Consider the following 18,135-nt stretch of genomic DNA (forward strand, 5'->3'; position numbering starts at 1 on the left):
ATACCAGGTGTAAAACGGCGCATTCGATTCGTCGAGCACCTTCGTGAACGGCTTGTGCCACGACAACGTCTCGCGAGCGAGCTTCGCCCAGAATCCTTCGTAGTCGTGCTCCGCGTGCTCCATCAGCGCGCGGTACGCGTCTATTCCGGGAATCGATGCATTGGCAACTGTTTGAGCGCTGGGCTCGTAGATGCGGCCCTCGCGCAGGACCGATTCGATGACACTCACTGTCTCCTCCATAGGGTTGAGCACGCGAGCATCGGAACGACGCGCCGAGTTGCTGTCGGGTGTGCAAGCATCCGCTCGAGCCCGGCTTTCGCGTGCGGCCTCGATTCCCTACGCTACCGCTCTTCTCTTACCCAAAACTTACTCGGCCCCGTTTATGCGGGCATACCCGAACCCGCGACCCGCAAGGATCAGGGCTGACACTGCGGCCGGCCGCCGCCGAACGGCAGTCGCGGGCGAGCCGGCGCGCCATGCAGCCTGCCCTCGCCCTGCAGGGGCATGGCCACGCGGCCCCTCCGCGGCTGCGCTGCTAAGATGGCGATCTCGCGACCGAGGTCCTTTCACGGGAGAATCGCCATGCACTACCTGTTGTTTTACGAACTTGCGCCCGACTATCTCGAACGGCGCCCGCTTTTTCGAAACGAGCACCTGAAACATGCATGGCAGGCCGTCGAACGCGGCGAGCTCCTGCTGGGCGGGGCGCTCGCCGATCCGGTGGATCAATCGATCTTGCTGTTTCAATGCAAGGATGCCGAGACTGTCGATGCCTTTGCGCGCAACGACCCCTATGTACGGGAGCACATCGTCACCGGCTGGAAAATCAGGCCGTGGACGACCGTCGTCGGCGAAGGTGCCGACAACCCCATCCGCTGAGGCTGCCTATCCGGCTTTAGCCGCGCCGCGCGCTTGCGCCCGGGCCGAGTCGGCGCAACAGCGCGGCGTGTTGGGGATAGCGCGCGAGAAGCGCTAGCGTGTCGGCGAGTTCGAACGCGGAAAACTCGAAGCCTGGTGCCACAGTACATCCCACCAGTGCGAAGCTGGCATCGTTGTCCGTCGGCACGCACTCAGCCGCGAACCAGCAGCCTGCGGGCACCACCACCTGATAGGCGGCGCCTTCGTGGCTGAGGGCGTCAGCAAGCCGTCGCGTCGTCAAAACACCTGCCTCGTCGATCATGTGGATATCGAGCGGATCGCCTGCGTAAAAATGCCACACCTCGTCGGCATCGATGCGATGCCACGCGGAATAGGCGCCATCGCAAAGCAGGTAATAGATGGCAGTCGATGCGGCGCGTACGGGCCCCTGCGGCGCGTTTGCGCTGTCCGCCGAAGCCAACCGCACGACGCGGGCGCCGTCGCGGTGGGTTTCCCGGTAATAGCCTCCCTCCGGGTGCGGCGCAAGCCCGAGCCGATCGATCAATGCGCGCGCGGCGGCGTTCGATACGCTCATCGGTAGCCTCTCCTGTCGGAAATGGTGGGAACAGCGACGCAGTTTAGCCGCGAATGCGCCGTTGCTACAGCCAGCCGAACCGCTACACTTGAGCGCGTCGACTTTGAAGGACATCGATCCGTGACGCACCTCGTTTTCTTCTGCGGTCATTCGGGCACCGGCAAAACCACGATTGCCAAACGCCTGATCGGCCCCCTCATGCGCGAGACGGGCGAAGCGTTTTGCCTGCTCGACAAAGACACGCTCTACGGCGGCTACAGCGCGGCGGCCATGCGGGCACTGACCGGCGATCCGAACGATCGTGACAGCCCGCTCTATCTTCAGCATCTGCGAGACCCGGAGTATCGCGGACTGCTCGATACCGCGCGCGAAAACCTCGAACTGGGCATCAGCACGGTGGTGATCGGCCCGCTTTCCCGCGAAGTCCGCGATCGGCGCCTGTTCGATCGCAGCTGGCTCGGCATCGGCGATGACGTCGTCATTCGCATCGTCTGGGTATCGACGTCGGAGGACACGGCGCACGCCCGCATCGTGGGACGGCGCAATCCCAACGATGCTTATAAGCTCACGCATTGGGACGAGTATCGGCAGCGCCGCTTCGTACCCGATGGCGGCGCGCGCGAGGGGCTGATCATGTTCGACAATACGTCGCCCCGGCAGACCGATTTCGACGCCCTGCTCCGGGCTATCGTTGCCGCCCCGGGTCCCGTGGCTTGAACATGCCTCCCCCTCGCCCCGAGTGTTCGCCGCGCGTTCAGACGGACACGGCCGCCTCCGCTTCCAACGTCGCGCCATCGTAGAGACGCCCGAAGCGGTTCGCGAGAAATTCTCGCATCGATACCTGCTCCTGCCGAATGAACCCGCTGCGCGGCAGCCTGTTCTCGCGGAATAGATCGAGGACCGCGCACATAGCGCCCGCAGTGGTGATTTCGATCGCGCTCATCGCCACGCCGCAGACATGCTTTGCGAAAACCTTGCGCGTGAACACCTCCTGCACGAGTTGCCCGTCGCGCATACCGGTGACGGTGACGAAAATGAGCACGACGTCTTGCGCAGTGGACGGTACCGCGCGCCGCATCATCGATTTGAGCGTATCGCGGTCGCTGGCAAGCCGCATGTCCTCGAGCAGAAACTGCATGAGGTCTCGATGCCCGGGATAGCGCACGGACTTGTAATCGAGCGTCTCGACACGGCCCGAGAGCGTCTCGCACAGCGTACCCAGGCCGCCCGAGGTATTGAATGCCTCGTACTCGGTGCCGTCGAGCGAGAAGTGCTCGAGCCCTTCGAGCGGCTGCACCCATTGCTTACGCGAGTCGCGGATCGCTTCGCAAGGTTGACAGTATTCGTTGATGAGCCCGTCGACACTCCAGGTCAGATTGTATTTGAGCGCGTTGGTAGGAAACTGCGGCAGCGCGCCGACACGCATCTTCACGTCGCGAACCTGCGAAAAGCGGTTCGCCAGTTCGTGAGCGGCAATGCCGATGAACCCCGGCGCGAGACCGCATTGCGGCATGAACGCGTGCGCGGCACCATCGGCCAGGCTGCGGATCGCATGGGTCGCCCGCACGTCCTCGGTCAAATCGAAGTAATGAACGCCGGCCGCCTTGGCCGCCGCAGCCACGTTGACGGCTAGGTAATACGGCAATGCGTTGACGAGCGCGTCGAATCCGTTCAAAGCCGCCTTCAGCGCATTCGCATCGGCAGAGTCGACGCGGTACGTGGAGATGCCTTGCGCCGCGAGCTTCTCGAGTACGACTGGATCGCGATCGAACGCGGCCACTTCGTAATCGCCGGTTCCCCCCAGCATGCGGGCGATGGTGTGGCCGATGAGACCTGCTCCGACGATGGCTACTTTCATGCGCTTCTCCTTGGCGTTCTGTTTGGTGGGTGCGCCCCTCCCGCCGCGCGGGACAAGGCGAGCGCAGTCAGCGCTTCAAAACAGTTTAAGGATGCGCAAAACCGGAAAACAGGCGCAAAGTGCCGTGGGCTGCGGCCAGTTTCGTCGAAAAGACGACTCCAACCGACACTTCGACGAAACGCGCCTACGTGAGCGTGCCGCGATCGATTTTTCGAGCGAGGATGATCGAGGTCGTCGTGCGTTCGACGCCTTCCAGCGCGCCGATCTGGTCGAGCAACTCATTGAGCCGCTCGGGGGAATCGGCTCGCAGCCATGCGACGTAGTCGTATTCGCCGCTGACGGCGCAGAGCAATTGCACTTCCGGCATCTTCGCGAGCCGCTTTTGAACGTCCGGACCGTACTTCGGCGCGAGAATGATGCCGACATAGGCATTGATACTGGCGTCCAGAACGTCCTGTCCGAGCCGTACGCCATAGCCGGCGATGACCTGCGTGCGCTCGAGCCGTTCGATGCGGGCCAGGACCGTGGTACGGGCCACGCCGAGACGGCGGGCCAGATTGGCGACGCTCTCGCGCGCGTTGGCCTGTAGCAATGCCACCAGGTTGCGGTCGAGTTCGTCGAGTTGATCGAGGCGTGGCGGTCTCATCGGTGAAAGGCGGGGCGCCCGGCTGAATGACAAGCGCCGCATTATCGCTCATCGCGCTTGCTCACAGGTGAGCTTACCGGGCGGTTTCATTTGTAAGCGCATGTCTCAAGGCGGACGAACGCCGCAGCGCAGTGGTACAAATCGACTTTGCTTGGCGCACCTCACTGCGCGCCGGCTGTTTGTTCGAACGAACGAAGGAGTTCCAATGAAAAAAACGTTTGTCATCCTCGCGTGCGCGCTCGCGGTCAACGGGGCGTTCGCGCAAACCGCCTCACAGGCGCCTGCGTCGGCGGCCTCCTCGCCCGCTACGCCCGCCGAGAAGCACGAAGCTCGTATCGAGCAGCGTATCGCCTATTTGCACAATCAGCTGAAGATCACGTCCGCGCAGGAGACGCAGTGGAAGGCATTCGCCGATGCCATGCGCGAGGACGGCGAGACGATGGGTAAGCTGTACGAGCAGCGCATGAAGGGCATCGAATCCGAGACGGCGCTCGACAACATGCACGAATACGCACAGCTCACGCAAGCGCATGCCGATGGCGCGAAGAAGCTCGCGACGGCATTCGAGCCGCTTTACTCGAGCCTCTCGGCAGAACAGAAGAAGCTGGCCGATACCACCTTCCGGGAGAACATGGGCCGGCACAAGCACCGCGGCGCGCCCATCCCGAAAATGCCGAAGCCTTCGCAGCAATAACGCTTGCGCTGAAAAGGCGTGCGCGATGGCCGGCTTCGGGCTACGCTCACGCCTTTGTCTTGACGCCGCTTCGATGAACGAACTGAAAGATGTCGATTTGAGCCGTGATCCCGCCGCGGATCGATACGTGAAGGACGAGACCGTCAGTGTTGCCTTCGCGCAGAGCCCCGGCACGTTGATGAGCCTGGAAGGCCCCAATCGTTACGAGCCCGGCGACGCGCTCGTCACCGGAACGGGCGGCGCCAGATGGGTCGTCGAGCGCGCGCGCTTCGATGCCAAATATCTTCCCGCCGCCGCGGGCGTCGCCCACGGTGAAGCAGGTGCCTACCGCAATCGGCCGGTCGTCGTGCTCGCGAAGCGAATGACGCAACCGTTTTCGATCGCGCGCACGGCCAATGGCGACACGCTCACCGGTGCCGCTGGAGATTGGCTCATGCAGTACGCGCCCGGTGACTACGGCGTCGTGAAGGCTCAACGTTTCGCGGCCGTCTACCGTCGAGCCGATTGACGAGCCGTTCCGACGGCGTGTCCGTCATGGCCGCGGCTCATGCGAATTCGTCTCCCAATTCGATATCGACCTCGCGTGGCACGGCCTCACCGTTGGCATACTGCTCCTCCAGCGAGCCCAGCGCCGCTTCGACATACGCGCGCAGGACCGCAAAGCTGCGCGAGCGCATCCGCGCCGGCAGCGCTACGTAGCGCGCATAGGCGGGCGCGGAGAGATGGACGGTCAACGTCATGCGCCGCGCGGTCGCCCCGAAGCGCATCGCGACCCATTGAACGGCGAGTCCGGGCGTGCCGTTCTCCGCCGGCCGATCCGAAAACACTGTCTGCTCGGGAAAGAGGTCGCTGATGACGCGCGCGAGCGCTTCCAAGTGCGCGTTCGCACATTCGTAGCGATAAGCTTCCATCGTTGGGCACTCTCTCTTTTATGTCGACGACGCGTATGCGCCTGCGGATGCCCTGAAGCTCGCCGCGCGCGGCGAACCTGTCATACCGGTCACACTGGCCCGGTGGACGACCGCGCGATCAGTTCGCCCGGCAGCATCGCTTCGCGTACCGGATCGGTCGCACCTTCTATGCGCTCGTGTAAAAACTCGACGGCCCGGTAGCCGATCGCATAAGTCGGCTGACGGATCGTCGTGACGCCGACGAGCTCGGCCCACTCCGAATCATCGATCGCAATCAGCGCCGCGTGCTCTTGCCAGTGTACGCCGTAGCGCGCATGCAGATGCAGCGCCAAGGAAAGCGCAACCGGGCCATTGGCCGCGAACAAGGCCACTCGCTTGCGCCCTTCGGCCGAAGCGTTGGCCAGATGCGCATCGATCTCGGCATAGGCTCGATTCACCGCGTGCGTATCGCCGAGGTCGGCCACGATCGTACGTCCCATGACGGCGTGCTTCGCTTGCGCGAATGCGGCCCTGAACGCTGCTTCGCGCAGGCGGCGCGAGCTGATGCGCTCATAGGGCTGGACGACAAAGCAGATATCGTCGAAACCCTGCTCGAACAGATGCTGCATGCCCAAGCGCACCGCGGCATCGTTGTCGAGGCCGACCATATCGGCCGCGACCCCTTCGACGGTACGATCGACGAGCACTGCCGGCGTACCTTCGGCGTGAATCGGCTGCAGCGTCTCTTCGCTGACACCGAGCGCGTTGACGATCACGCCTTCGACGCGGTATGTCGTCATCAGCTGTACGTAGCGCCGCTCCATCTCGAGTTCGTTTGCCGCGTTACATACGAGCGGCATCAGCCCGAGTGCGTGACACGCGGCCTCGACGCCGCGCAACACCTCGACGGTGTAAGGATTCGTGATATCGGCGACGAGCATGCCGATCAGCCGATTGCGCCCGCGTTTCAGCCCGCGCGCCATCTGGTTGGGCCGATAGTCGAGGCGCTTGATCGCGGTTTCGATACGTGAGCGCAACTCGGCGGAGAGGACATTCGTCTCGCCGTTCAGGAATCGCGAGACGCTGGTCTTGCCCGTGCCGGCTTCGCGCGCGACATCGCTGATCGTCGCGCGACGCGGTACCCCAGAAGGCCGAACGTTCATCGCGCGCCCTCTCCTCCGCGAAATGCGTGCTCGAATGCAAGTGCCAACGAAAATCTCCTCGTGGGAAACAGTGGCGATCGCCAACGGGACGAGTCGGTGCTCTGCGTAGGACTGGCGCGGGTGCCGCTGCGGCGCGGCATCCGACGCGCTGCCTCGCGTCGCAAAAAAAGCGCGCCGTGGCGCGCTTCCCGACTCGTACGGTGGCCGCATCATAGCGCAGCAAGGCACGCCGCACCACCCGTCACGCCGCCAATTCACCTACGCAATCTAGGAGGTGCGTTCGCATCTCATCGCACTTGCCGCCCAAGAACCTCGCGGTTGGCAACGTTACCGACGAGTTTGCCGTCGAGCGCATCGAGAAGATTTTGTACCGCGCAGGAAGCCATCGCGTGGCGCGTCTCGTGTGTAGCCGAGCCGATGTGCGGCAGCGCGACGACCTGCGGCATGCGCAACAGCGGCGAGTCGGCGGCGAGCGGTTCGTGCTCGAAGACGTCTAGCCCGGCACCGGCGATCGTGCCGTTCCGTAGTGCCTCGATCAACGCGCGTTCGTCGACGATGGGCCCGCGCGATGCGTTGATCAGGATTGCACCGCGCTTCATGACGGCGAGCTCTCGCGCACCGATGAGCCCCTCCGTTTCAGGTGTGAGCGGTGTTTGCAGACAAACGAAATCGGCCTCGCCCAGCAGCGTATCGAGTTCTGCGCGGCGCGCACCGAAAGCCTGCTCGGCCGCCGGGTTGGGATGCCGATTGGCATAAAGCACGCGCATATTGAAACCGAGCGCGGCGCGGCGTGCGACAGCCGAACCGATGCGCCCGAGCCCGACGATGCCGATCGTCTTGCCCTGAACCTCGACGCCGTATTGCTGCGGCCCGATGCTGCCGCGCCAGTGTCCGGCCTTGACCCACTCCGCGAGTTCGACGACGCGTCGTGCCGTCGCAAGAATCAGCGCGAATACGGTATCGGCCGTCGACTCGGTCAGCACGTCCGGCGTATGCGCAAGGACGATGCCGCGCCGGTTCAGATCGGGCACATCGAAGTGATCGATGCCGACTGAAATCGTGGACAACACGCGCAGCCGCTGCGCGCCCTCGAGCATTGCGGGCGTGATCGGCACGCTTGCACCCACGGCGCCGTCGACGGCAGCCAGCGCGTCCGCGAGCGCAGAGGCGCGCGCCTCGGCGCTCGCAAACGCGGCTGGATCGAAGAGTTCGACCTCGGCGCGCTCGCGCAAACTGGCGAGCACATCCGCGGGCAATGGCTTATAAACGACGACACGGGGTTTCATCGGTTCACTTTCCCGACGCATGGGCATGTGCGCCAAGCGCTGCGCTGGCTTCAGGCTGAGCCTTGACCGCAAGTGTCAGCAGCACCGACGCGACGAGCGCCGCGCTCATGAAGGCATACGACGCAGCCGGCGAGCCCGTCGCGCCATTCAGATAGCCGACGAAATACGAGCCGACGAACGAGCCGAGCGCGCCCATGCTGTTGATGAGGGCCATCGCGCCACCCGCCACGTTCTTCGGCAGCAGCTCGGGAACGATGGCGAAAAACGGCCCATAGGGCGCATACATCGCCGCGCCCGCGATGACGAGCATCGCATACGAGAGCCAGAAATGCGTGCTGCCGAGCGCATAGGATGCCGCGAACGCCGCTGCGCCGATGAGCAGGCTCGGCCACACGAACGCCTTGCGCACGCGCAGCTTGTCCGAGGCCCACGAAACGACGAGCATCGCGATGGTCGCCATCAGATACGGCAGCGCCGACAGCCAGCCCGTTGCCACCATGCCGAGCGCCGAGCCGTTTTTCAGGATCGACGGCAGCCAAAGGACGAATCCGTAGACGCCGATGCTCCAGCAGAAATACTGCGCGCAGAGCTTGACGACGGCGGGCGAGCGAAACGCTTCGGCGTAATTGCGCACGGGTTTGATCGTCGCTTGCTCGGCCGCGAGCGCCGCGTCGATGCCGCGCTTGTCTTCGGCGCTCAGCCACTTCACCTCGCGCGGGGTGTCGCGCGCAAGCGCCCACCAGCAAAACGCCCAGATAACGGCGGGAAAGCCCTCCGCGATGAACATTTCGCGCCACCCGAACGCATGCACGAGGTAGCCCGATACGACCGACATCCAGAGCACCGTGACGGGATTGCCGAGGATGAGGAACGTGTTGGCGCGCGATCGCTCGGCCCGCGTGAACCAGTTGCTGATGAAGATCAGCATGGCCGGCATGACCGCGGCTTCGACGACACCGAGCAGGAAGCGAATGGCGATGAGCGAAGGAACGTTGGCGACGACACCGGTCAGCGCCGCGCACGCGCCCCACAGAATCAGGCTGACGAAAACGAGCTTGCGCACGCTACGCCGCTCGGCATAGATGGCGCCCGGAATCTGGAAGAAAAAATAGCCGAGAAAAAAGAGCGCGCCGATCAGCGAAGACAATCCCGCGCTGACGCCGAGATCCTTGTTGATGCCGGCGGCCGACGCGAAGCCGTAGTTCGCGCGATCGAGATAAGCGAGGCTGTAGGTGATGAAGACGATCGGCATGATCGCCCACCAGCGGCGGGGGGCCAGGTTTGCGGGCATAGGTGTCTCCTCCATGTGAACAGGCTTGGCGCGGGGCGCGCCGAGCCTTCGTTACGTCATGCCGGGGCAGCGATCCGTTCGATCCGGTCGAGCTCGCCGCGCGTCGGAAATCCTTCCGAATCGCCGATCACCTGGACCGCCAGCGCACCGATGCGATTGCCGCGCGCCACCGCTTCGGGCAACGCCCGGCCTTCGAGCAACGCACTGATGACGCCCACGGCGAACCCGTCGCCCGCGCCGACGGTATCGACGACTTGCGCCACCGGTGCGGCCGCGGCGTACCCCGAATATTCGGCAGTGCGGTAATAGGCGCCGCGCGCGCCCAGCTTGACGACGACGCCGCGCGCGCCCGCATCGAGGTAGCAGGCCGCAATGTCTTCGGGTTTCGTGAAGCCCGTCAGAACCGTGCCCTCCTCGAGGCCCGGCAGCACCCAGTCGGCAAGCGTGGCGAGCCGGTTCAGCGATGTCACCATGGCTTCGCGGGAGGGCCACAACGTCGGCCGCAGATTCGGATCGAACGAGATCGACTTGCCCGCCTCCCGCATCTCGCGTGCGAGGTGAAACGCAAGTTCGTGCGACGAGGCGGAAATGGCGGGCGCGACGCCCGTCAAGTGCAAGTGCCGTGCCGCCAACGCGTACTCGGGCGAATAGTCGTCGATCGACAAGTGGCTCGCAGCCGATCCCCTGCGGAAATATTCGACAGCCGGATCGCGGCCGTCATCCTGCTTCGATTTCAATTGGAATCCGGTCGGGTACCGTCCGTCCACGCTCACGCGGCCCGCGTCGATGCCCTCCTTGGCGAGGGTATCGAGCACATAGCGGCCGAAAGAATCGTCGCCGACGCGGCTCATCCAGCCTACCTTGAAGCCGAGCCGGGCCAGGCCGATGGCCACGTTCAGATCCGCCCCGGCGATTCGCTTCGTGAACCGGTTCACCTGCGCGAGCGGCCCCGGCTCATCCGCGACGAAAAGCGCCATCGCTTCGCCGTAGGTGAGGACATCGAGAGAAAAGGACATCGAAGACTCCCAGGTCATGACTGTGTTCAGGTAGCGGCCAACCATGCAACGCGTCGGCGCGCGTCGTCGGCCACGCCTTGCTCGGCGAGCGGAAATTCGATCGCTCGCGGCACGCGCCGCGGCAGGATCGCGAAAATCGAGGGGAAAAACGGATCGTCGGCCGCGGGCGCGCACGCAAAACGGCGCGCTCCACTTCCCGTGACCCCTTTGCAATGGATGTACTCGACATGTTCGGCGAGGGCCTGGGCCGCCGCGAGCGGTGCTTCGCCAGCCCACTGCCAGTTGCCGATGTCGAAGGTCATGCCGAGTACATCGGGTGCCCCCTCTTCAGCGAGCGCATCGAACAATGCCACGAAGCGCGCGAGTGTGTCGTCGATTGCGCGTTGACCGTTCTCGACGAGAAGGCGCGCGCGCCCCTGATCGCAGATGCGCGCAATGGCGGCGGCATTCGCCCGCCCGGTGAATGTGCCCAGCTGCAGTTTGAAGTATCGGGCCCCCAGCGCGTCCGCCTCGGCCTGCGCTGTCGCCAACGCGTGGTGATCGAGCCGCCCTTCGATATACAGGCACGCCGGCGTCGAGTAGACACACCACAGGCCACGTTTGCGCGCCTCGGCGCCCAGCCTGGCGAGCGCTTCGTGGCTGGCATCGGCGTCGCTCGCAAAAAGCTCCCGCCGCACTTCGAAGCCGTGAGCGCCTGCGTCCGCCGCGACGCCCAGCCAGGGGGAATGTCCGCTGCGCCAGACCGGATCCGCACCGAACGCATTCGCAACGATCACGATCTCGGTCATCGGACACCCATTTTGATGCGTTGCGCGATCGTTTGGAACCGGTTCCATCAGCAATCCAAAAAAACGGGCACCGACGGCCCGACTTCGGAATGATGCCCGCACACCCGGGTTTCTCGCCATTATGGAAAGCCCTTAGCTCCAGGTGTCGCCTCGGACAGGCACATATCGATGAACGCCGTGGCGACGCGGGATTGGGCGCCTTCATGTGGCACGAGAATCGAAAACCGACGTGTCAGCGGCCGCGGTGCCAGCGAAAGCGCTCGTAGCGCCCCATCCTCGTGGCGCATCGCCAGCGCCGATACGAAACCGACGCCCATGCCGGCCCGCACCGCTTCTTTCACACCTTCGACGCCCGCTACCCTGAGCGCCACGTGCATCGGCACGCCGGCCGCTGCGAATGCCTGCTCGACGATCTGCCGCACGCCGGAGCCCTCTTCACGCAACACGATGGGAAAAGCGCTCAACGCACCGAAACTGACCGTGCCAACCGCCCCGTCGGACGACCCGGCAAGCGGGTGATCCGCCGGCACGATGGCCACGATCTCGTCCTCGCCCCAGCCGCGAAGCCCGGTTCCCGGCGGCAGGCCCGCCCCCGGCGGGCCCTCGACCATTGCGACGTCGAGCGTCTGCAGCGCGGCGACGATGTCCGCGGTGTTGCCCCCCGACGTCATCACGGTCACATCGGGAAAACGTCGCTGAAACGCGGCGATCAGGTACGGCAACAAATAGCTTGCAAGGGTGGTGCTCGCGCCCACGCGCAGGCTCCCACGCGCGAGACCTCGCAATGCGTCGCGATAGGCGTGGGCCTGCCGGTATGCGTCGCTCACGTGCTGCGCGTACTCGGCAAGCTGCTGACCGGCAGGTGTCAGCTGTATGCCCCTGCCGTGCCGCCGGTAAAGCGGTTCGCCGAACTCGTCCTGCAATTGCCTCAGTTGGCCCGAGACGGCGGGCTGCGACAAATGAAGTGCGCCCGCGGCATGGCTGATATTCAGATGCTCGGCGACGGCGGCGAAGGTTATCAGTTGGTCAGGGGTCATTGGCGACATGTATCGGTACAGCCGATATATTAAGTTGCAAATGACAATTTTTCATATCGATATGGTGGAAATACCATAAACCCTGTTCCTCTTCCCGCCGAAGGCACCTCGATGTCTCACTCCTCCCAATTTTCTTTTCCTGCCGCAACGCCTGGGGGGTCCGACAAACAGGGCCATCTGAATGGTCTCCTTTTCGTTGCACTGTTCGCCGCCGCCGTAACACGGCTTGCCGCTTTGCCGTCGCTCGCCGCGTTGGGCGTGAGTCCGTTGATCGTAGGCATCGTGGCCGGCGCAATCTACGGCAACACACTGCGGGCCGGGATGCCTGCCCCGTGGGCCAGTGGAGTCAACTTCGCTGCGCGCCGCCTGCTGAGAATCGCGGTTGCGTTCTTCGGGCTACGGGTGAGCCTGCAAGAAATTGCTCAGGTGGGCCTGCCTGGCCTCGCCGTGTCTGTCCTGGTGGTGCTCAGCACACTGGCTGTGGGAACCTGGATCGGTATGCGGCTATTCAAGCTCGACCGCGACACCGCGATGCTGACCGCCGCCGGTAGTGCGATTTGCGGGGCGGCCGCGGTGCTCGCGTTCGAATCGACACTGCAGTCGAAGCCCGAGAAAAGCGCCGTCGCCGTGGGGAGCGTGGTGCTGTTCGGCACGCTTTCCATGCTCCTTTATCCGTTGGCGTACCGCGCGGGCTGGCTGCATCTCGATACGACCGGGGTGGGACTGTATTTCGGCGGTACGATCCATGAAGTCGCGCAAGTAGTCGGCGCAGCGAGCAATGTCAGCCCGGCGGCGACGCATGTGGCGACGATCGTCAAGATGACGCGCGTGATGCTGCTCGTACCCGTTCTCCTCATGGTCAGTGCCTGGCTCATGCGCTCGGACGCGCGCACCCATGCCGATCGACCGCGCGCGGCCAGGCTGGCGATCCCCTGGTTCGCGTTGGGCTTTCTGGCCTGCGTGCTCGCCAATTCCCTGCATGCGTTGCCGCATGGCGTCGTTCAGGCAGCCAACGCGCTCGATACCTTCGCACTGACGATGGCCATGACCGCGCTCGGAATCGAAACGCGACTCGTGCACGTCCGCCGTGCCGGCCCGCGTGCGCTGGCAACGGGTCTCGTCCTCTATCTGTGGCTGAGCGTCGCGGGACTGGCCATCACCTGGGGTGTCCAACGGTACCTGGGCTGAACGAACCGCCTCGCGGAGCGATCAAAGCGACGGCGCCCTGGCGCCACACCGCTCGTTTCCAAGGAGAAATCGATGGCTTATGAGCTGCATTACTGGAACGGCTTGCAAGGCCGCGGCGAGTTCGTCCGCCTGGCGCTCGAGGAGTCGCGCGCGCCCTATATCGATGTCGCCCGCGGCCGTGCCGAGGATGGGTATGGCGAGAGCGCCATGCTGGAGGTCATGTCGAGCAAAACCGAGCCGCACGTTCCGTTCGCCCCGCCTTTTCTCAAAGACGGCGATCTGATCGTGCCGCACACCGCCAACATCCTGCTCTATCTCGGACCGAAGCTTCATCTCGCGCCGAAGGACGAACTTCGCTATGTCGTGCACGGCCTGCAACTGACGATCGCCGATATGGTCACCGAGGTCCACGATACTCATCATCCGATTGCCACCGGGCGCTATTACGAGGAGCAAAAGGATGCCGCCCGTGCCCGCGCGGCCGATTTCATCGAGCACCGCCTGCCGAAGTTCATGGGGTACTTCCAGCGCGTTCTGGCACAAAACCCCAACGGCGGCCGATATATGGTGGGCGACAGCCTGACCTACGTCGATTTGTCGATGTTCCAGCTGATCGAGGGGCTGCGCTACGCGTTTCCACGTGCGATGAAGCGGTTCTCGGCCCGCTATCCCGGCCTCGCCGCGTTGCATGACGCCGTCGCCGAGCGCCCGAACATCGCCGCTTATCTCGCCTCCGAACGACGCCTGCCGTTCAACGAGACCGGCATCTTCAGGCATTACCCCGAACTCGACAAGGACGTGCGCTGACGATGTCGCCTCCCGACAAGGCTGCGGTGCGAAATGGCGACGCGCGCGCCGAAAAGGCGATGCTATCCTTGCGCTCGACGCAATCCGCCACCGCCGCCGTGCTTTCATTCCTGCTCCGCCTGCGTACCCGCGCTCAAGCCGTGTTTCGCCTGTCCGAGGCCCATACGATGTTGTTGTGGGCCGTCGCCACGGGTTTGCTCGGCGCCTTCGCCACGATCGCCTTTCGGCGCTGCATCGATCTGCTCCAATGGGCGATCTCCGGGCGGGCCAGCGGCTTAGTCGAAATGGCGCGCGCGCTGCCGTGGACCGTTCGGCTCTGGCTGCCCGCGGCCGGCGGTCTGATCGCGGGCGGCATCCTGATGCTCTCGCAGCGTCGGGCCAGCGGGCCGGCGAATTCGGACTATATGGAAGCGATCGCGATCGGCGATGGTGTCGTGCCGGTCTGGCAGAGCGCGTGGCGCAGCGTTTCGGCGCTTTTCACCATCGGCTTCGGCGGCTCGATCGGCCGGGAAGGCCCGATGGTTCAGTTGGCCGCCCTCGCCGGCTCGATCATCGGCCGCCTCGTCCATTTCGATTCGCAGCGCTTGCGTCTGCTCGTCGCCTGCGGCGCGGCGGCCGGCATCACTTCAGCGTATAACGCACCGATCGCGGGCGCGTTCTTCGTCACCGAAATCGTACTCGGGTCGATCGCGATGGAGAACTTCGGCCCCGTGGTGGTGGCCTCCGTCGTCGCGAACATTACGATGCGCGAGTTCGCGGGCTATCGGCCGCCTTATGAAATGCCGGAATTCCCGCCCATCGCCGGTCTCGAGGTGCTGCTTTTCGTTGCGCTGGGCTTTCTGTGCGGTGCGGCGGCGCCGCAGTTCCTGCGGCTCATCGATCTCGCACGCACACAGTTTCGCAGGCTGCCCGTATCCCTGCCGTTGCGGCTCGCCCTCGGCGGACTCGTCGTCGGACTCATCTCCGTCTGGGTCCCCGAGGTCTGGGGCAATGGGTACAGCGTCGTCAATTCGATTCTGCACTCGCCCTGGACCTGGACGGCGCTCGTCGTCGTCCTCGCCTGCAAGCTCGTAGCCACGGCCGCGACGGTGGGCTCCGGCGCGATCGGCGGCGTGTTCACGCCGACGCTGTTCGTCGGCGCGACACTGGGCTCGCTGTTCGGACTTGGCGTACATGCGCTTTGGCCGCACGGCACCTCGGGCGCGTTCGCCTACGCGATGGTCGGCATGGGCGCGTTTCTGGCCGGTGCGACGCAGGCTCCGCTGATGGCGATCCTCATGATCTTCGAGATGACGCTCAGCTATCAGGTCGTATTGCCGCTGATGCTGTCTTGCGTCGTGGCGTATTTCGTCGCCCGTGCCATCGGCAACGCATCGATGTACGACATCACGCTGCGCCGCCACGCGGACGAACAAGAACGGATGCGCCTGCGGGCAACGCAGATGCGCGAGCTCATCCAGCCCGCGGATACCGTCGTGCCGCTTACCGCCAGCGTGCGCGAGATGACGCGAATCTTCCTCGAATATCCCGTCAAGTATCTCTACGTCGTCGATGCGGAGGGCCGTTTCCTTGGCGTGGTCGCGCTGAAGCACATCACCTCCGATCTACTCGAGAAGCGCGACACCGCGTCGCGCACCGCGGCCGATTATTTGCAGCCCGAATTTGCAACGCTGACGCCCGATATGCCGATCAGCGTTGCATTGCAGCGTTTTCTGGCCTTTCAGGGCGAACGGCTGCCCGTCGTCGCGAGCGCGGAGGAGCCGACCTTGATGGGGGCGGTCTACAAAACCGCCTTGCTCGACGCGTACCGTCGGATGAATCCGGCAATCTGATGGAGCATGGGCCGCGCGTGATGGCCCGGATGGCAAAGCTCGGCAATTTCTCTACAATGAAACGGAAGCTGGGCAACGACGCGGTACCGTGCGCAACGCACCGGGTGAGCGTTCTCCCGGCCGATTCGTCGATCCGGAGCGAAGATGAGCGAGCCGTTCCTCGATGCCGTGCGCCGCGACCACGCGGGATGGATTTTCGTCCATATTGAAGGCGAGCCGTACGACCGTGGCGAGCAGCACGGCAAAGTGTTGGCCGCGGAAATCCACAACGCGATCCGCACCGCCAAATATCTCGCCCGCTGGGATACCGGGGAAGAGTTCGAAACGTTCACGCGTGCTGCCGTCGAGCAGTTTTCGCGCAAGCTCGATACCGAATACCTGGACGAAATTCAGGGCATCGCCGACGGTGCAAAGTTGCCGTTCGCCGACGTGCTCGCATGGAACGGCTATATGGACCTGCTGCAAAGCTGGTGGCCGACCCAGGCGGCGGCGCGGGATCCTTCGGCCGGCATCAAGCCCTGGCGCGGCCGGCGGGGGCATCACTGCAGCGCATTCATTGCGACCGGCAGCGCAACGCGCGATGGCCGCATCGTCATGGCCCACAACTCGTGGGACCGCTACGCGGCGGGCGACGCATTCAACGTGGTATTCGATATCGTCCCCGACGCGGGACACCGCATTCTGATGCAGGGCCTGCCCGGCTGCATTTCGAGTCTGACGGACTTCTGGCTGACGTCGGCCGGTCTCATGGTGACTGAAACGACGATCTCGAACTTCGCCGGGTACAACCCATCGGGCGCGCCGGAGTTCTACCGTTCGCGGCGTGCGACGCAATACGCCAACTCGATCGGCGAGTGGTGCGACATGTTCGCGCTGTCGAACAACGGCGGCTATGCGAACAGCTGGTTGTTGGGCGATTTGAAAACAGGCGAAATCGCTCGCTTCGAACTCGGGCTGCACGCCCGCGGGTTCGAAAGCACCAAGGACGGCTTCTATAGTGGTTGCAATACCGCCACGAATTTGAAAATTCGCAATCAGGAGTGCATTGGCGAGGGCGAAGACTATACCGACGTTCGTAAAAACGGAGCGCGCCGCCTGCGTTTCATGCAGTTGGCCGACATCCATCACGGCAAGATCGACGCCGAGCTCGCAAAGGAAATGATCGCCGATCATCACGATGTCTATCTCGACCGCGACGACAATCCTTGCTCGCGCACCATCTGCGGGCATCTCGAACTCGACGACGCGCGCTTCGCCGGTCACGACCACGGGCCGTTCAATCCTTGGGGGGCGAACGATGGCAAAGTCGTCGACAGCGAAATGGCGCGCGATCTCGCGTTCTGGGCGCGCTGGGGGCATCCCTGCGGCCGCCCGTTCGATGCACAGGCGTTCATGAAACGCCACCCGCAGTGGAATTGGCTCAACGGTTACATGCGCGACAGGCCCTCGTGGCCCTGGACGCGCTTCGAAGTGCTGCGCTAGGGCACGCCCTGCCCCGGGCACGCGGCATGCTGCATTTGCCGGTCGGAAGACGACTCAAAGGCTGCATGTCGCATCGAGAAGGAGGTCGAGTCATGAAAGTCTCGACACTGACGACCATGGCATTGCTTTCGGCATCGTGCTTCGCCGCACCCAACCATACGGCGGCGCTCGACAGCCTGACGGCACGCGCCGCGCTCGCCGCGGCGCGGATCAACGCGCCGCCCGTGGCACCGCCCGCGCCGCATGTGCTGGCCGGCACCGGGCCGGGACCCCAGCATTGGAGCCGCATCGAATTGCCGAAACCGCACGGCCTCGCGGCCCGCTTCGGTCCGCACGAGCGACAGGCGCAAACCTGAAGACGGCCCCCGAAGCCCGGAGGACCGCAATCGAGCCGCAACAGAGCCGCCGCCGCATGTCGGCGGGCGGCGCCCCATACTGCCAAAGGAGCATGCTCATCATGTCGACACCCGCGGTCCCGGACGAACCCATCGATCTTCAGATCGCGGATGTACTGCATGCGGTGTCCTTTCCCGCGAACAAGGACGAGATCGTCGACATTGCTCGCGATGCCGGCGCGAGCAATGAACTGCTGGCGATTCTCGACGGGCTGCCTGAGCAGGACTACGCCGACGTCGATGCGGTCACGCGGCTGATCGGCAGCAACTACGGGCCCGGCGTCAGCGTTTGACGGCGAGCCGCCCCGG

General features: G+C 64.3%; 21 protein-coding genes. 10 read left to right on the forward strand and 11 right to left on the reverse strand.

Features of this window, described 5'->3' with window-relative positions; translation table 11 throughout:
• The coding region (locus ACO1XS_RS18050; protein ID WP_486391324.1) for an acetyl-coenzyme A synthetase N-terminal domain-containing protein at positions 1 to 228 on the reverse strand (228 nt) is incomplete at its 3' end.
• Positions 229 to 582: 354 nt separating this feature from the next.
• On the opposite strand from ACO1XS_RS18050, the gene ACO1XS_RS18055 reads away from it, so the two are divergent.
• Entirely contained in the window at positions 583 to 879 is a 297-nt protein-coding gene (locus ACO1XS_RS18055) for a YciI-like protein (RefSeq protein ID WP_331569679.1), read from the forward strand.
• A gap of 16 nt (positions 880 to 895) precedes the next feature.
• Here the strand turns inward: ACO1XS_RS18055 and ACO1XS_RS18060 are convergent, their stop codons facing one another.
• Positions 896 to 1,453 (reverse strand): cupin domain-containing protein, encoded by a 558-nt coding sequence (locus ACO1XS_RS18060; RefSeq protein ID WP_486391325.1) that lies wholly within the window; start codon positions 1,451 to 1,453, stop codon positions 896 to 898.
• A 120-nt stretch (positions 1,454 to 1,573) separates the two neighbouring features.
• Between ACO1XS_RS18060 and ACO1XS_RS18065 the strand changes: the two genes are divergently transcribed.
• Entirely contained in the window at positions 1,574 to 2,170 is a 597-nt protein-coding gene (locus tag ACO1XS_RS18065; protein WP_486391326.1) for a P-loop nucleotide/nucleoside kinase family protein, read from the forward strand.
• Between the two features lie 37 nt (positions 2,171 to 2,207).
• Here the strand turns inward: ACO1XS_RS18065 and ACO1XS_RS18070 are convergent, their stop codons facing one another.
• The gene (locus tag ACO1XS_RS18070) at positions 2,208 to 3,311 is read right to left on the reverse strand and encodes a saccharopine dehydrogenase family protein (protein ID WP_331569685.1); all 1,104 of its coding nucleotides are present in this window, start codon (positions 3,309 to 3,311) and stop codon (positions 2,208 to 2,210) included.
• A 184-nt stretch (positions 3,312 to 3,495) separates the two neighbouring features.
• Positions 3,496 to 3,957 (reverse strand): Lrp/AsnC family transcriptional regulator, encoded by a 462-nt coding sequence (locus ACO1XS_RS18075; RefSeq protein ID WP_331569687.1) that lies wholly within the window; start codon positions 3,955 to 3,957, stop codon positions 3,496 to 3,498.
• A gap of 205 nt (positions 3,958 to 4,162) precedes the next feature.
• Between ACO1XS_RS18075 and ACO1XS_RS18080 the strand changes: the two genes are divergently transcribed.
• Both ACO1XS_RS18080 and ACO1XS_RS18085 read left to right on the forward strand, forming a co-directional pair.
• Positions 4,163 to 4,651 carry a Spy/CpxP family protein refolding chaperone gene (locus ACO1XS_RS18080; RefSeq protein WP_440560471.1) on the forward strand — a complete coding sequence of 163 codons (489 nt, stop codon included), beginning with the start codon at positions 4,163 to 4,165 and terminating at the stop codon, positions 4,649 to 4,651.
• 73 nt (positions 4,652 to 4,724) lie between these two features.
• Positions 4,725 to 5,159 carry a PGDYG domain-containing protein gene (locus ACO1XS_RS18085; RefSeq protein ID WP_331569691.1) on the forward strand — a complete coding sequence of 145 codons (435 nt, stop codon included), beginning with the start codon at positions 4,725 to 4,727 and terminating at the stop codon, positions 5,157 to 5,159.
• Positions 5,160 to 5,196: 37 nt separating this feature from the next.
• On the opposite strand, the gene ACO1XS_RS18090 is transcribed toward ACO1XS_RS18085, so the two are convergent.
• The 7 genes from ACO1XS_RS18090 to ACO1XS_RS18120 all read right to left on the reverse strand — a co-directional run bounded on the left by ACO1XS_RS18090 (position 5,197) and on the right by ACO1XS_RS18120 (position 12,122).
• Positions 5,197 to 5,562: a DUF3022 domain-containing protein gene (locus tag ACO1XS_RS18090; protein WP_486391327.1), complete on the reverse strand. Its 366-nt coding sequence runs from the start codon at positions 5,560 to 5,562 to the stop codon at positions 5,197 to 5,199.
• Between the two features lie 89 nt (positions 5,563 to 5,651).
• Positions 5,652 to 6,704, reverse strand: coding sequence for a LacI family DNA-binding transcriptional regulator (locus tag ACO1XS_RS18095; protein WP_331569695.1), 1,053 nt, complete (start codon positions 6,702 to 6,704; stop codon positions 5,652 to 5,654).
• Positions 6,705 to 6,991: 287 nt separating this feature from the next.
• On the reverse strand, positions 6,992 to 7,990 hold the full coding sequence (locus ACO1XS_RS18100) for a 2-hydroxyacid dehydrogenase (RefSeq protein ID WP_486391328.1): 999 nt from the start codon (positions 7,988 to 7,990) through the stop codon (positions 6,992 to 6,994).
• Between the two features lie 4 nt (positions 7,991 to 7,994).
• Positions 7,995 to 9,281, reverse strand: coding sequence for an MFS transporter (locus ACO1XS_RS18105; RefSeq protein ID WP_440560467.1), 1,287 nt, complete (start codon positions 9,279 to 9,281; stop codon positions 7,995 to 7,997).
• A gap of 56 nt (positions 9,282 to 9,337) precedes the next feature.
• Positions 9,338 to 10,297 carry a sugar kinase gene (locus tag ACO1XS_RS18110; RefSeq protein ID WP_331569701.1) on the reverse strand — a complete coding sequence of 320 codons (960 nt, stop codon included), beginning with the start codon at positions 10,295 to 10,297 and terminating at the stop codon, positions 9,338 to 9,340.
• A 26-nt stretch (positions 10,298 to 10,323) separates the two neighbouring features.
• Complete coding sequence (locus ACO1XS_RS18115) at positions 10,324 to 11,085, reverse strand: TIM barrel protein (protein WP_331569912.1); 762 nt, start codon at positions 11,083 to 11,085, stop codon at positions 10,324 to 10,326.
• Between the two features lie 119 nt (positions 11,086 to 11,204).
• On the reverse strand, positions 11,205 to 12,122 hold the full coding sequence (locus tag ACO1XS_RS18120) for a LysR substrate-binding domain-containing protein (protein ID WP_331569703.1): 918 nt from the start codon (positions 12,120 to 12,122) through the stop codon (positions 11,205 to 11,207).
• Positions 12,123 to 12,233: 111 nt separating this feature from the next.
• Here ACO1XS_RS18120 and ACO1XS_RS18125 point away from each other — a divergent pair, with 111 nt between their 5' ends.
• The 6 genes from ACO1XS_RS18125 to ACO1XS_RS18150 all read left to right on the forward strand — a co-directional run bounded on the left by ACO1XS_RS18125 (position 12,234) and on the right by ACO1XS_RS18150 (position 18,119).
• A complete protein-coding gene (locus tag ACO1XS_RS18125; RefSeq protein WP_486391329.1) occupies positions 12,234 to 13,310 on the forward strand; it encodes a YeiH family protein in 1,077 nt (358 codons plus the stop codon).
• A 72-nt stretch (positions 13,311 to 13,382) separates the two neighbouring features.
• Positions 13,383 to 14,117 carry a glutathione S-transferase gene (locus ACO1XS_RS18130; protein WP_486391330.1) on the forward strand — a complete coding sequence of 245 codons (735 nt, stop codon included), beginning with the start codon at positions 13,383 to 13,385 and terminating at the stop codon, positions 14,115 to 14,117.
• 98 nt (positions 14,118 to 14,215) lie between these two features.
• Positions 14,216 to 15,949, forward strand: coding sequence for a ClcB-like voltage-gated chloride channel protein (locus ACO1XS_RS18135; protein WP_440560477.1), 1,734 nt, complete (start codon positions 14,216 to 14,218; stop codon positions 15,947 to 15,949).
• 144 nt (positions 15,950 to 16,093) lie between these two features.
• Positions 16,094 to 17,431, forward strand: coding sequence for a C45 family peptidase (locus ACO1XS_RS18140; RefSeq protein ID WP_331569709.1), 1,338 nt, complete (start codon positions 16,094 to 16,096; stop codon positions 17,429 to 17,431).
• A 92-nt stretch (positions 17,432 to 17,523) separates the two neighbouring features.
• Positions 17,524 to 17,787 (forward strand): hypothetical protein, encoded by a 264-nt coding sequence (locus ACO1XS_RS18145; RefSeq protein ID WP_331569711.1) that lies wholly within the window; start codon positions 17,524 to 17,526, stop codon positions 17,785 to 17,787.
• 101 nt (positions 17,788 to 17,888) lie between these two features.
• Complete coding sequence (locus tag ACO1XS_RS18150) at positions 17,889 to 18,119, forward strand: DUF2795 domain-containing protein (protein WP_331569712.1); 231 nt, start codon at positions 17,889 to 17,891, stop codon at positions 18,117 to 18,119.
• Positions 18,120 to 18,135: the final 16 nt, after the last annotated feature.

It is taken from the genome of Trinickia sp. (assembly GCF_057351765.1).

Bases quoted from the DNA above. Each gene is read 5' to 3' on its own strand.
- ACO1XS_RS18100 (WP_486391328.1), bottom strand. From the start codon at position 7,990: ATGAAACCCCGTGTCGTCGTTTATAAGCCATTGCCCGCGGATGTGCTC.
- ACO1XS_RS18105 (WP_440560467.1), bottom strand. From the start codon at position 9,281: ATGCCCGCAAACCTGGCCCCCCGCCGCTGGTGGGCGATCATGCCGATC.
- ACO1XS_RS18130 (WP_486391330.1), top strand. From the start codon at position 13,383: ATGGCTTATGAGCTGCATTACTGGAACGGCTTGCAAGGCCGCGGCGAG.
- ACO1XS_RS18085 (WP_331569691.1), top strand. From the start codon at position 4,725: ATGAACGAACTGAAAGATGTCGATTTGAGCCGTGATCCCGCCGCGGAT.
- ACO1XS_RS18115 (WP_331569912.1), bottom strand. From the start codon at position 11,085: ATGACCGAGATCGTGATCGTTGCGAATGCGTTCGGTGCGGATCCGGTC.
- ACO1XS_RS18095 (WP_331569695.1), bottom strand. From the start codon at position 6,704: ATGAACGTTCGGCCTTCTGGGGTACCGCGTCGCGCGACGATCAGCGAT.
- ACO1XS_RS18110 (WP_331569701.1), bottom strand. From the start codon at position 10,297: ATGTCCTTTTCTCTCGATGTCCTCACCTACGGCGAAGCGATGGCGCTT.
- ACO1XS_RS18070 (WP_331569685.1), bottom strand. From the start codon at position 3,311: ATGAAAGTAGCCATCGTCGGAGCAGGTCTCATCGGCCACACCATCGCC.
- ACO1XS_RS18125 (WP_486391329.1), top strand. From the start codon at position 12,234: ATGTCTCACTCCTCCCAATTTTCTTTTCCTGCCGCAACGCCTGGGGGG.
- ACO1XS_RS18120 (WP_331569703.1), bottom strand. From the start codon at position 12,122: ATGACCCCTGACCAACTGATAACCTTCGCCGCCGTCGCCGAGCATCTG.
- ACO1XS_RS18080 (WP_440560471.1), top strand. From the start codon at position 4,163: ATGAAAAAAACGTTTGTCATCCTCGCGTGCGCGCTCGCGGTCAACGGG.
- ACO1XS_RS18145 (WP_331569711.1), top strand. From the start codon at position 17,524: ATGAAAGTCTCGACACTGACGACCATGGCATTGCTTTCGGCATCGTGC.
- ACO1XS_RS18060 (WP_486391325.1), bottom strand. From the start codon at position 1,453: ATGAGCGTATCGAACGCCGCCGCGCGCGCATTGATCGATCGGCTCGGG.
- ACO1XS_RS18090 (WP_486391327.1), bottom strand. From the start codon at position 5,562: ATGGAAGCTTATCGCTACGAATGTGCGAACGCGCACTTGGAAGCGCTC.
- ACO1XS_RS18150 (WP_331569712.1), top strand. From the start codon at position 17,889: ATGTCGACACCCGCGGTCCCGGACGAACCCATCGATCTTCAGATCGCG.
- ACO1XS_RS18140 (WP_331569709.1), top strand. From the start codon at position 16,094: ATGAGCGAGCCGTTCCTCGATGCCGTGCGCCGCGACCACGCGGGATGG.
- ACO1XS_RS18075 (WP_331569687.1), bottom strand. From the start codon at position 3,957: ATGAGACCGCCACGCCTCGATCAACTCGACGAACTCGACCGCAACCTG.
- ACO1XS_RS18055 (WP_331569679.1), top strand. From the start codon at position 583: ATGCACTACCTGTTGTTTTACGAACTTGCGCCCGACTATCTCGAACGG.